9 protein-coding genes are annotated in these 12,953 nt (G+C 61.3%); 4 read left to right on the plus strand and 5 right to left on the minus strand.

Annotation, left to right across the window (positions count from 1 at the left end; genetic code table 11):
- The coding region (locus tag E2L05_RS20790) for a hypothetical protein (RefSeq protein WP_165971758.1) at positions 1-226 on the plus strand (226 nt) is incomplete at its 5' end.
- Positions 227-407: 181 nt separating this feature from the next.
- Complete coding sequence (locus E2L05_RS13235) at positions 408-2,807, plus strand: hypothetical protein (RefSeq protein WP_165971759.1); 2,400 nt, start codon at positions 408-410, stop codon at positions 2,805-2,807.
- 155 nt (positions 2,808-2,962) lie between these two features.
- On the opposite strand, the gene E2L05_RS13240 is transcribed toward E2L05_RS13235, so the two are convergent.
- The 3 genes from E2L05_RS13240 to E2L05_RS13250 all read right to left on the minus strand — a co-directional run bounded on the left by E2L05_RS13240 (position 2,963) and on the right by E2L05_RS13250 (position 7,770).
- Complete coding sequence (locus tag E2L05_RS13240) at positions 2,963-5,857, minus strand: right-handed parallel beta-helix repeat-containing protein (protein ID WP_133343381.1); 2,895 nt, start codon at positions 5,855-5,857, stop codon at positions 2,963-2,965.
- Between the two features lie 104 nt (positions 5,858-5,961).
- Positions 5,962-6,858 (minus strand): hypothetical protein, encoded by an 897-nt coding sequence (locus tag E2L05_RS13245; RefSeq protein WP_133343382.1) that lies wholly within the window; start codon positions 6,856-6,858, stop codon positions 5,962-5,964.
- Positions 6,859-6,876: 18 nt separating this feature from the next.
- Complete coding sequence (locus E2L05_RS13250) at positions 6,877-7,770, minus strand: capsular polysaccharide synthesis protein (RefSeq protein ID WP_165971760.1); 894 nt, start codon at positions 7,768-7,770, stop codon at positions 6,877-6,879.
- A gap of 204 nt (positions 7,771-7,974) precedes the next feature.
- On the opposite strand from E2L05_RS13250, the gene E2L05_RS13255 reads away from it, so the two are divergent.
- Together E2L05_RS13255 and E2L05_RS13260 are read left to right on the plus strand one after the other, a co-directional pair.
- Positions 7,975-9,399, plus strand: a complete 1,425-nt coding sequence (locus E2L05_RS13255) for a mannose-1-phosphate guanylyltransferase/mannose-6-phosphate isomerase (protein WP_133343384.1) — start codon at positions 7,975-7,977, stop codon at positions 9,397-9,399.
- Positions 9,392-10,909 (plus strand): lipopolysaccharide biosynthesis protein, encoded by a 1,518-nt coding sequence (locus E2L05_RS13260; protein ID WP_165971761.1) that lies wholly within the window; start codon positions 9,392-9,394, stop codon positions 10,907-10,909. The genes E2L05_RS13255 and E2L05_RS13260 overlap by 8 nt, the downstream gene beginning before the upstream one ends.
- Positions 10,910-11,020: 111 nt before the next feature.
- Here E2L05_RS13260 and E2L05_RS13265 read toward each other — a convergent pair whose 3' ends face one another.
- Both E2L05_RS13265 and E2L05_RS13270 read right to left on the minus strand, forming a co-directional pair.
- On the minus strand, positions 11,021-12,427 hold the full coding sequence (locus E2L05_RS13265; RefSeq protein WP_133343386.1) for an arylsulfotransferase family protein: 1,407 nt from the start codon (positions 12,425-12,427) through the stop codon (positions 11,021-11,023).
- A 57-nt stretch (positions 12,428-12,484) separates the two neighbouring features.
- Positions 12,485-12,865 (minus strand): hypothetical protein, encoded by a 381-nt coding sequence (locus E2L05_RS13270; RefSeq protein ID WP_133343387.1) that lies wholly within the window; start codon positions 12,863-12,865, stop codon positions 12,485-12,487.
- Positions 12,866-12,953: the final 88 nt, after the last annotated feature.

Raw genomic sequence — 12,953 nt, forward strand, 5'->3', positions numbered from 1 at the left:
AGATGTGTTGCTTGATCTGGACTTCGCGTCCGGTGACAAGCTGCGCGTCATGACGTCGGACGGGTCGGTCTGGCTGGCAAGCGATGAGGATATTCAAAGCGCAGTTGAAAGTGGAATGCTGCAAGCTGGGGTATCCGATTATGGCAACACGCTGCTGAGTGTCGTTGGCATTGAGGATCGCACGCTGGAACTTGTTTTCTACGAAGATCCTTTCGGGCTGGCATGACAATGAGGGGGGCGAACCGTGTTGTCAGCCGACAAGCGTTTTGCCCCCCATTGCTTTGTCCATGAGTTTATCCACCGTTCGCACAACGGCCCGTCGGCGCAATGCGCGGGCGGGATCGGCTATCTTGCCCATTCTGGCCGCCTTGATACGGCGCTGTGTGAATGGGAAAGCAATTATGGTCATGCTTATTGGACTCGGGCTTGGAATGCAGGTTCAGGTTGCGGATGCGGTCACATCGCCGACCGGAACCGAAGTCTCCACCGTGAACGACCTGGCCATAGCGAATGCGATTTTCGACAGCGGCGCAGCGCGCGGGGCCAATGCCGCGGATATTCCCCTGACCGGGACGACTGACGCAGCCGACGGTGCACAGATCGAAGCGCGGATCGTGCGCGCGGATACCGGCGCCGAAGTGCACCCTTGGGCTGTTATCGCCACAGCGGCGGGCGGCGCGTGGTCTGGCAGCTTTCCAGCGGTGCAGCGCAGCGCATATCGGCTCAAGGCCGAGGTGCGAGTGCAGGGCAGTGCGGCGGCAGCGGGCACGATGGCGTCCGATTTCATGGTCGGCCATGTGGTCGTGCTGATCGGCCAGTCGGAAGATGCGCGCATGTTCGCGGATAAATATGACGCCCGCACAGGCGGCGGCGCACCATTGAAGGGCGATTGGCAAAGCGTTCCTGCTTTTGCAGATGATACCGCGCGGGACAGTTTTTTCATCGCCACGTTCGGGGACGCTGGCGAGGGTGAGACGGGCAGCGGAACCTATGAGGGCAACGGCATCCGGGCTGTCAGCGACATGGCCCCCTTCACCGCCTCTGTCGCGCATATGGCAAATGTGGTGACGCGCAACGCGCCCGGTGAGAAAGTATTGCTTATCAATGCGACGCAATCCGGGTCGTCTTATGTTGATCTGGCCGATGACGATGATCTTGACCGGAACTGGAACACAAGCTTTGCCGATGGTGTGGCGCTGGTTCGGTCCTATGGTGCCGATGTCGGGGTCATGATGTCGTCATGGACTGCCGCGCCCAGTGCAAGCGGAGATGGTTATCGGCTGCGCCATTATCCGCTGTTCACAGGCATGTTCGCTGCTGACGATCCTTCCAACCCGGCCGGCGGAACCTATGTGCTTGATACGGACACTGCCACTGGCGAGAACTTCGACAACTTGTTCTGGGACTTGTCCGGTCAAAACCGCGCAGAGGCGATCTTTGATGCAGCGGTCACCCGGATGGCGTTCCACGGCCCGCACCGCTTTGAAGACAATTCAGGCGGCACTGGTGGGCTGATCCAGCAAAAGCAAGACACCCGTATTTCGATCCGCGACTGGACACGCGATGCAGCAGTTGCTTCCATCATGTTGCCGAAGGGGCCAGAGATCATCACTTACCAGAATGGCAGTGCCGCCAACGTAAACGGTGAAAAGGTCGGTGTCGGTGATGTTGCTGCTGTGGATTGGACGGATTGGTCACACCCATCGGATTACAGCGACGATGGGCTGACCGCACGCGCACGCCACACGGGCGTTGCAGCGCTTTACGCGCTGGGTATCGGGCCGTCTGCCGCCGTGAACCACGAAGTTCCCAAATTCAACCGCGCGGATTGGGACGCTTCCGGAGCCTATGTGGACCTGTGGTATGAGGCTTCGGATGGCAGCACACCTGCGATCACCACAACCCGGCTTGCCCGCAGTGAACCGCCGATCCCTGTTACGTACAATCACCGGACCGAAGTGGCTGGCTTTTATATCAATTCGGAACCGGCCCAGCGTGTGGAAATCGTGGCAGGGCGTGTGCGCGTCTACCCTGACGGAATTGCTGGGGCCTTCGACTGGTCGCATACGATCTTTTATGGGCTGGGCGGCGCATCTGGCATTGTGCAATGGCCGGACGACGAGTTGGATGAAATCTGGAAAAACCTTCCTATTGCGGATGTGGGTTTTGTTGGGGAGCGGCTGGACGGGGTTGCCGTTGAACCGATGCCCTTGGCCTCTGACATTGCCAATACCCTGCCTGCGCCGATTCAGTTCGTCACCGTTGCCGGATCAGGTCCAAGTTTTGCCGACCCTGCCGGTCTGGGCCCGAATGATGGCAAGCTGACATTCCGGGTGCAGGTGACCCCAGAGGCCTTCGGCGGCGGGGGGCAGGAAATACTTGGTCAGGCCGGGCGGGTCAGTTTGCAACGCCTGAACGATGGCACGATGCGTGTCACGCTCAAGGACAGTACAAACACCTCGCTTGTCGGTGGCACGTTGTCCCTTGCCGGGATCATGCCCGACAATGTTTTCGTGGATGTGGTTCTGGCTCTGGATCTGGCGGGGCGACGTCTGCGCCTTTTCATTGATGGGGTCATGACAGATGATATCCAGATCAGTGCATCGGCTTCGGGAACGCTTGCAAGCAACCGTTCACTCAATTTCTTTGGAAGCGACAGTTTCGGGGGTGCGGTTGGAATGCTTGAGGTCTGGAAGGGGTATGCCCCCGACGGGGACACGGCCGCCCTTGGAGCGCCTTACCGCAGGATCGCGCCAGACGGGGCGGGCGGCTTTGTTCAGACGCCCGGCACGTCGATCTGGAATTGATCCCCGGTGCCATTGCACGGTTGGCAGCGCGGCGCGCGATAATCCAGAATTGGGATCATCGCTCGGGCGCCCGCCTCAACGTTTTGCGAGCCTGCCCGATGAGCGGCTTAACAGGCGCGCTGGGGCGGGACCGATGCAGCGCGCTTCCGTCTCAGTCAGGCCCAGCTTTCCCAAGGCGTGTCGAACTCATAAGACAGCAACAAGATGTCGGTCGTTCCACCGGGCAAGCTAAGGCGCAGGGCGCCATCTTGCGCGGTGATATCCAGCGCCCCCTGTTCCAAAGCGGTCACTATGTCGGCTTCGTTGCGCAGCCATAGGGATTGGGCGGAGTCCAGGATCCGCAGGCTGTCGCCTTCGGCGAAACTCAGGTCCAGCACAACGTTGCCCCCTGCTGAGGTGCCATTGCGAAGGTCAAAGATGAACTGGTCCGCGCCGTCGCCGCCCTGCAGGACGTCATTGCCCGACCCGGCACGCAGGCGGTCATTCCCGGCATCGCCCAAAAGAAACGCGCCCGTATCTGCCGCGCGCAATACGGAGCCGCTTTCCTCACCCGTTGTCACGGTGCGCCCCGCGTCCAGATAGGCCGCCGCGAAAGCGTCGGTGGACGTGTCGTCATCGAGTAACGTATCCAGCGCCAGCATCGTTTTCAGAATTTGCGCGGCGCCCGGTGTGCTGTCGAGGGGCAGAACTTCGCCCTGATCGGTGTCCGGTAGCGTTGATGCCGGGTTCAGAACCTGAATTTCGGGCACAGAGGAAAAAGCATAACTGTCCTGGCTTGTGCGCAGATCGAACACCGACACCCAGGCATCGAACGCCTCACGGCCAAATGCCCCGCCCAAGGTCAGATCACGTGTGGTGACAGCCATGTTGCCAATATCGGTTGCAGAGGCTTGCAGCGTGCCGTCCACCCAAAGGCCCAGCGTTCCCGCATGTGCATCGTGGCGCAGGATCACGTCGTGCCACCAACCATCCCCAAGCAGGCCTCCCTGACTGGTCAGAACCGTGGTCTTGCCATCCGTATCGGTCAAAGAGAATTCCAAAGTTCCGTCCTGCATCCGCACGTTGAATGCGCCGTGCAACCGCATGATTTCGCCATCTGCGGCACGTCCCGGCTGGGCGGCAAAGCGCAAGGCGATTTCCATCTGGCCATTCTGATAGATCGGGTCCAGCAGATCGCCGGAAAGCGACAGAGCGCTGTCCAGCATGCTCAGATCAAGCAGGTTTTCTTGGGATGTGGCTTGGGATGTCGAAGGTGCGGCAGTTGTAGACTGAGGTGCCTGGGCCGATCCGAGCAGAGAGCCGGTAAGAGCCTCGTCCAGCCCATAGGCATGGGCAACGATCTGCCCGGTTTCGGGATCGAAGCCCAGAATATCCGGCCCGTTCACTTGAATCGCGGTCGTACTCACGGCGACCTGCCCGTTGGCGTGGGTCACGGTGAGCGTGGCGGTATAGATTCCCGGTTCTGTGAAGACGCGCAGAATTTTCTGGCCCTCCGCGCTCACACCGTCGCTGAACACCCATGAGAACTGCGCGCTATCAAGGCCCACCAGGCCGTCCGGCCCGGCCGTCATGCCCGCGTCCAGCACCCACGAAGCCCTGTTGCCGGGTTGGCTTTCCGTCTGGACAATGGGGGTCAGGGTGCCGGGCGTTTCCATATAGATCATGGACGCCGCGCCCGCGCCGCTCAGTGCGAGCGGGCTGTCTGGCAGCAACATCAGTTTGCTGGGATTGCCCCCCAGATGCCCGGTTGGGTCGATGAACAGATCCCCATAGTAGTTTTCCAGCGCGGGAGAGTCGTTCTGGACAATCACGTTACCGGTCACCATCCAGTCGGCCTGACCCTCAGGGCCGCGCAACCCGCCCGTCACGTTATCGGCAATGACCACGTTGGTTGAGTCTTCGCTGATCTTGATCACGGGGGCCGTGGTGGTGTCGCCGTCCAATGGGGAGGCGTGCAAGACGGTATTGTTGCGCACGATCAGGCCATCGGTCGCCCCGATCACAATGCCGTTCACCTGGCCATTGATGATGACATTATCCTCGATCAGGAAATCGCGGTAAAACATGTCTTCTCCCGCGCCGTTTTGCACCGCGCGGTTGTTCAGGAACAGGGACTGGGATTTCCCGCCATCCCCGATATCGAACAGGTTGCCGCGCACGACCAATCCAGAACTGGCAATGTCGGCATTCTTGCTCATGAGTTGAATGAAATCCGCATGATCTTCCGTATCCGGGGCGGGGTTGCGATCATGGAAGTAATTGTTTTCGATCAGGACATTGGTGATCGACCCCATGCTGAGGGCATCAGACCGCATGCTGTGAAATTCGTTGCCACTGAGCACGACATTGTTGCTGCTGCCAAGCTTGAGCCCCTTCATGAAGCCTGTGATCTCGCTGTCGATCACCGCGATATCGCTGCTGTTGAGGATGGCAAGACCGGTGCCGGTGCCGTACCCATCCGCGCTGGTTCCGGTTCCGAAGGCGTTGTCGCCATCGAACAGAGCGTTGCGGATGACGATGTTTTCGCTGGCGTCGATGGAAAATGGCTGCGCATGAGCCTTTAATCCTTCGGTCTGCACGAAGTCGAACACGATCCCGTCCAGTTCCAGCCCCGATACCCGTTTCAGATCAAGCCCGTTCAGCACTGCGGGCGCATCGGGATCTGCCACCAGTCGCAGGTCTGTAGACATGTTTTGCAACGACAGCGTGCCGTAATTGCCTGCCAAAAGATGGATGGTGCTGCCCGGTGAAGAGGTTTCGAGGGCGGCCTGAAGGTCTGTGCTGTTGGAAACAGTCAGTGTGGCGCCATGGGTTGCCCCCGGCGCATCTGCGGTCGAAATGGACACTGAAAAACATCCTTGGCTATCACGGCACTCGGTTTCCCAAGTGCGCTCAAGCCCCCACAGATGCGGGGTATAAGAGGCAGATGTATCCAAAACGTTAAAGCGCGCGTCGGCAGGTGCGGGCAAAAACCACAAGGGGGCGCACAGGGCGACCAACCCTGCGTGCAGCAGGCGGCGGTAGGGCGCGTTGCGGATGGCAGACAGCATGGCAACTCCTTGGGGCGCGTGCCCCGGCGGGCGGGCGGAAGCCGACCCGGCCCCAGTCTACTGCGGCATGGGCCGGGTGCAAAACCTTCTGCCGGGGACGCGGATCAGAAGTCGGCCAGAACCTCTGGATGGCGGGCGCGCAACAGGGCGATATCTTCGTCATACCGTGCGCGGAACCGGTCGATCTCGTCCTGCTCAAGTGGGGCGTATACGCCGTATTCCTCGCCTGCGGGATACCGCGCGTAAAGATCCAGAACCGTGGCGATCCGGTCTTTCATGGGCAGGGACCGATCCACCGCTTCGGCTTTTTCGATTGCCAGCGGTGAGGGCGAAACAGTCAGTTGCGGTGGCGGCAGTTCGGGGAATTCGCCGACATCGCGGCCAACATACAGCGCCAGAATCTCGCGCCAATGTGCCCGGTAATTTTCGTACCGCCAAACGGTCAGGGGCGAGTCCGGCAAGGCGGCGCGCAGCCGTTCGACCAGTTCCACCCAGCTTGGCGGATTGTCCGCCAACGCCTTGCGCGCGCGTCCCATCATGTCCGGCTCGGGCGCCAGCGCCTTGAGGGTCTGCGCATAGGCCGATGGCACCAGACCGTCCAGCGACCGAATTCCCAGGAACAGCCGCACCCGTCCGCCACGGGCCAGCGCCTGAACCAGATGCAGGCATTTGGGATTGGAATACAGCGGCGTGGTCAGCTGATCGAACGTGTATCCAAGCAGATCCTCATCCGAAAGAAGGACCGTGTCCGGCCCTGCGCGCAACTGCTGCAATTCGCGCCCGAACTGCCATTCCAGCGGGCGCGAGCGCAACATCTTTCGCCAGCCTTTGGGGCGCGAGTACTTGCGTCCAAGCGGGCCGAAATCCTCGCGCGGTATGTAGTCCACCCCATGCGGGAGCATGGAAGAACGATATTGGCGCAGAGTATCCTGCAGGTGGGTGGTTGCGGTCTTGTGGGCGCCGAGATGGATACGCCATTCACGCACGGGAGGGTGAGACATCGTCAGATCGGGCTCCGGTCAGGATGAAAGGGAAGCGGAGGGGCTGGGGGCGGCATATTCGGCCAGTTCAGGCAGCACTTCGGTGGCGCGTGCCAAATCGGGTGCGGGCCAGTTCCAGCGCAATTTCTGAAACGGGACGGCCCCACCTGTCAGCGCGGCGCGCACGCGGTCCGGGTCGCGGCCGTTTTGTACGTGATCATGCACCAAGTGCGGGCCGAAACAGCCAATCTGCGGCAGCGCCGCGGCCCCGCGCCGGAATTTCCAATTGGTCAGAGTCATGAAATCCCACATCAGGTGGGGCCAGTAATAGACATGTGGCACGCGCCGGCCCTTCCAATAGGCAAGACTGCGCGCCTCCCAGGCGGTGATGACCGCGCCACCCGGTTCGGATGCGAGAAACCAGTTGGTGATTTTCCGCGGTACGTTGGGCCAGATGAACCAGCGGTCCGCCGCTGTCCATGTGAAGGCAAAGAACCCACTCTGCGCCAGCATCGGCAACCAGTGATCAAGCGGACGCAGGCAGAAGGTCGTGGCATCGACCCAGACGCCGCCGAATCGCGTCAGAAGCCGCAGTCGCAGTAGGTCCGCATAGGATTGCACGGCGATGTCACCGGGGGCCATGGGCAGTTCGGACAGGCCCGGCGCGCTGTCGCGGTCAAGCACGGTAACCGTCCAGCCGGGGTTCTTTTCCCGCCATGAAGCAATGCAGGCCTGCACCAAAGGCGGGGCAGATGCCTCGCCGGTGTCCCAATAAATCCAGATTGTGTGCGGAATCGCGCGCGGAACCGACCCTTCGAACCCGTCAAGGCGGCGACCGGTCAGCTTTCGCCGCGCCCGCTGGACATAGCTCAGCGCCTGCCTGGTGCGTACGAAACCTGCAAAGGCACTGGTCCACAGGGAGAAAGACGGCACAATAACACTCCAGAAACAGGTAATGAACCTGCTCAAACTATCGCGCGTCAAAAGAATTGTCACCGGCTCATTGCCCCTTGCGCAAGCCCGTCCTGTCGCAGGCGACGCAAACTCCGGCCGGCGGGGCGTCATACCCTCTTAACAGTATGGGCCTAATGCAGTATTCCGCTATGCGTGCGTAAATGTTTGTTGAAAGGCTGTTTCGTGATCCATCCTGTTATCCTGTGCGGCGGATCTGGCACCCGCCTTTGGCCGCTCTCTCGTAAAGATTTCCCCAAGCAATTCACACGGTTGCTGGGCGAAGACAGCCTTTTTCAAGCCTGTGCCCAACGGTTCCGGGGGGCAGGTTTCGCGCCGCCGCTGGTATTGTCGAACGCCGATTTCCGGTTCATGGCTCTCGAACAGCTGGGAGATCTGGGTATCGAGCAGGCCACGGTGATGCTGGAACCCTCCGCACGCAACACGGCCCCTGCCGTCCTTGCTGCCGCGCTACAGCTTGAGGCGCAGGGAGCGGGCGATGAATTGATGCTGGTGGCCCCCTCCGATCACGTGATCCGCGATGTGCCTGCCTTTTTGGCCGCGATCGCAGCCGGGGAAGCCGCCGCACAAGGCGGGGCGCTTGTGACATTCGGGATTCGCCCGGACCGGGCCGAAACCGGCTATGGCTATCTGGAACTGGCCGATGCTGCTGCCTGTGCCGCCGCTGCCGCAGCCCCGGTCACACGCTTTGTCGAAAAGCCTGATGCCACCACGGCCGAGGCGATGCTGGCCGAGGGCCGATTCTTGTGGAATGCGGGTATTTTCCTGTTCCGCGTGGCCGATATCATCGCCGCCTTTGAAACCCATGCGCCCGATATGCTTGCGCCGTGCCGCGCGGCAGTGGCGGAAGCCAAGCCCGATCTTGGGTTCCTGCGTCTGGATGCGGATGCCTGGGACAGCGTGCCTGAAGACAGCCTTGATTACGCGATCATGGAAAAGGCGGCCGAGGTCGCGGCTGTGCCGCTTGAATGCGGCTGGTCCGATCTGGGGGCCTGGGACGCGGTCTGGCGCGAAATGACCCCGGACGAGGCGGGTGTGTCGACGTCGGGCAGTGTCACGCAGATTGATTGCACGGACACGCTGTTGCGGTCCGAAGAAGACGGGCCGCGCCTTGTGGGTGTGAACCTGAAGGGCATTGCTGCCATTGCCATGCGCGATGCGGTGCTGGTTGCGGACATGACCGACCTGCAAGCCGTGAAAGCTGCCGTGACACAGATGAAGGCTGAAGGCGTGCGCGAGGCGGAAACCCTGCCGCGCACCTACCGTCCTTGGGGCTGGTACGAAACGCTGGCTTTGGCCGACCGCTTTCAGGTCAAGCAGATCATGGTGCCGCCGGGCAAGAAGCTGTCGCTGCAATCCCATGTGCACCGGTCCGAGCATTGGATCGTGGTCAAGGGCACGGCCACGGTCACCGTGGATGAAGATGTGAAACTCGTGACGGAAAACCAGTCGGTCTATATCCCGCTGGGCGCTGTGCACCGGCTGGAAAACCCCGGCAAGGTGAACCTGCACCTGATCGAGGTACAGACCGGCGCGTATTTGGGCGAAGATGACATCATCCGCTACGAGGACATCTATAACCGTGCCTGAGGCGGCCGCCGATCCGCGGGATGCAATTTTCGATACTACGGAGATGGAACAGCAACTGGGCCGCCGGGCCGGACGCGCTTCGATCTTCGTGCTGGCGATTTCGATCCTCAAGATCGCCCAGCAGATCGGGTCCATTGCGATTATCGCCCGGCTGATCCCGCCCGAAGATTACGGGATCTTTGCCATGGCGCTGCCGGGCGTGATGATCGCGTTGGCGTTGTCGAATTTCGGGTTGCCGCAGGCCATCGTCCAGCGCCGGACGATCAACCACATGCATGTCAGCGCACTGTTCTGGCTGAACCTTGCCTTCGCGTCAGTGATGATGGTCGTGCTGGCCGCGCTGGCCTGGCCTGCCGCTGCCTATTATGGCGAGCCGCGGGTGGTGCCCGTGTTTCAGGTGATCAGCCTGAGCTTGCTGTTCTCGGCCATGTCGAGCCAGTACCTGTCCATCCTGCGCCGCACCTTGCGGATCCGTGCTGCGGAATTGTCGACATTGGTGGCCGAACTTCTGGGGCTGGCGGTTGCCGTGATTGCCGCGCTCTGGGGGCTGAGTTACTGGGCGCTGGTCTTGCAGCAGCTTGTCACGCCGATCCTGAAAACCGTGTTCATGGCGGTGCAATGCCGTTGGTGGCCGTCTGCGCCGCACAATGTCCGGTTCCGCGATGCAATGGGGTCGGTCAGTTTCGGCGGTTTCGTGGCCGGGTTCGCCATCCTGCACCGGCTGACGGAATATTCGGGCACCGTGGTGGCCGGCAGCTTCTTTACCCCGGCTGCGGCAGGCCTGTTTTACCGGGCCCGCAATCTGGCGGGCATTCCGCCGCTGCGCCTGATTATCCCTTTGTCCGGGGTCTTTGTGCCAACGCTGAGCCGCCTTCAGGACACGCCCGAAGAATTCCGCCGCATGTTTGTGCGCTTGATCAGCCGGGCCAATCTGGCCTTGTTGCCAATCGCCGTGTTCGTGGCGGCAGCGTCGGATCCGTTGGTTGCGCTGTTGATGGGCCCCGACTGGTCCGAGGCGGCGCCGCTGCTGTTCTGGATGAGCCTGTTTACCCTGCGCGAAGGGGGCACATCGGGGCTGCAATTCGCCTTCATAGCTTGCGGGAAAAGCCGCGCGCTGTTTGGCTTTGCCGCCCTGCGCCTTGTTTTGGTAGCAGGCGCGCTTGCGGCAGGGGCCCAGCATGGACTTCTGGCCATGGCCGTAGCCTATACACTGTGTGAATTGTTGATCACGCTGCCGCTGATGGTGGCTGTGGCGCACCGTGTCACGCCGATCTCGCCGCGCGTGTTTCTCGCAGGCAGCGGGCTCGACATGATCTTGGCGGCAGCTTTGGCGGCGGTGCTGGCTTGGGGCGTGGCCCCGTTGGTGACAGGGTTGCCTGTTCTGGCGCAGCTTGTGGTGCTGGGCGCGGCCGTCGCAGGGGTCTATGGCGTGCGGGTGGCCATTTCAAAGGATCTGCGGGGCGATGTTCGGCGGGTCTTGGAAAGTGTCCTGCGCCGGGCCAAGGCCTAAAGGCACCCTCTCGCAAAGGCCCTCCACAGGCGCGGCACTGCTGGCATCGGGAATGTGGGGGAAGGTGATGGATCTGAACCGGGGGGCACCCGCCCCCCGGTTCAGAAAAGATCAAAGCTCGGGCACGCCGACGTAGTACATCCCGAACAGCTTGGAGCGCACGGCATTGGCCTTCTGGGCATCGCTTGCAATGTCCAGATCGCGCAAGTCATGCAGGCTTTGATACCGCATCAACTCGCTACGGGTGGTCAGGTCGACTTCGACCCCGATCCCGGCTTCTGTAAAGCTGACAAGAGCGCGGTTGCGGTCTGGCGAGATATCCAGATGCCCGGCCCGGTCAGAAAACAGCATGGGCTGAGCTGGCTCATTCGGGTTGGGAAAGACCTGCCGTTCAGGGCCGCCAGCCAGATCGACTTCAAGCAGGCGTGATCCGTTGCCTGCGCCCGATCCGCCCCAGTTGTCGAACAGCAACGCCTTGCCGCCTTCCAGGTGATGCACCGAATGCTGCTGCTGGAACGTCCCCTTGATCACGCGGGTGATCCGGTCTTCTTCGGGGCTGTAAACGAAGATCGCGCTCAGGTTCCGGCTGGAGATAACCATGTTGCCGGGGGCAAGATCGCCGCCGGGGGCAGTGCTGTCCAGAACGTCCACATAGTTGATGTGCAGCGGGTCACAGGCGTTGAACGGGCGGACCATGATGGACACCCATGGCGATTTTTCAAGCGCGCCGACGATGTCGTATGTGGCAACCACATTGCCATCGAGATCCAGTTCCTGGATGCCGTCCACCATGGGGCGGCCTGTTTCGCAGAACGCGTCAATCACCCGGCCGCGCGGGCCAACGGGAACATCCCAGTCGCCCTCTGCAAGGGTCAGGTCAGGCACCAGAACGCGGCCATCCTCGGTAACGGTCACCCAGTGGTGGCTATAGTCGAAGCGGTACCAGATCGGGTTGCCGTCGCGGTCGATCCGCGCAATGCCGCCGGTATAGGGAAACATTGGCCCGGTGGTCTGGAAGCTGACGATCAGGTCGCCCCCAGGCAGTTGCTGCATGCCGATCGGGCGTTTGATCTGGCGGGGGTCCGCAGGCTGGCCTTCGCGGTAAAAGCTTCCGCCCGTTGAATCCGCGGCAAAGATTGCGTCTGGCCGGTAGGGATACCCGTGGACGATGTTGCCGTCGCGGTCGGTTTCCACTGCGATACAGCCGTCACCCGGACACACTTCAAGATATTCGTTGAGCCCGCCGATCATCAGGATGTTGCCAGGGAACCGGGCCGCTCGTTCGCCGGTGAAGCGGGCAGCAGCGGCTTCGTCCGGGCTGTGCGCCGGGTCAACCGCCAGGAATTGGCCGCGATAGGGCGGGGCATCGAAGCCCTTTATCGCATAACGCAGGGTTTTCGCCCCGGCTGCGATGTCGCGATAGGGCGGCAGCTTGAATTCAGTAATGAAGACCCCAAGGCCAAAAGCGACGATCACGCTGGCAAATACGAAGGAGACAAAGGGAATTATCTTGGACATGGGTTCAGGGTACTCCGAACGGGAAACAAACGATCAAGGAACTTCAGAAAGGCCGGGTCAGCGGCGCATCCGCGCAAGAAGCCAGACACCTGCGATAACGATCACTGTGCTTGCGAGGATCACGTCGATCCGCAGCATGAAGCCCAGCGTGGTGTCTTGCGGCACGATCCCCAGCGCATCGGCCAGAAAAATCGGCACATAAGCAGCACCCAGAATGCCGACGATGCGCAGGACAAGCCCACCAAAGCCGATCATCAGGGTTTTCGCGGCATTCTGTACGGCGGCTTCTTTTGCGTCGTCATCAAGTGTCGTATCGCCCATCACACGCGCGGTCTGGCGCGATGTTTCGATCGCCTCACGGGCTTTGGCAACGATGCCCAAAGCCTGAAATGCGACAAGAAAGGCGAGTACCGACAGGGCGGTCACAGCAAGTGTCATATAGGTTCAGTTCCCTGTTTAGCTTCGCATCTGGCACGTGGCCGGGGTGGTGGCGGCATGCGCACTGTTCTTGCCATAGCTTAGAAGC

Source organism: Meridianimarinicoccus aquatilis, from assembly GCF_004358675.1.
In the GTDB taxonomy this organism is placed as follows: Bacteria; Pseudomonadota; Alphaproteobacteria; order Rhodobacterales; family Rhodobacteraceae; genus Meridianimarinicoccus; species Meridianimarinicoccus aquatilis.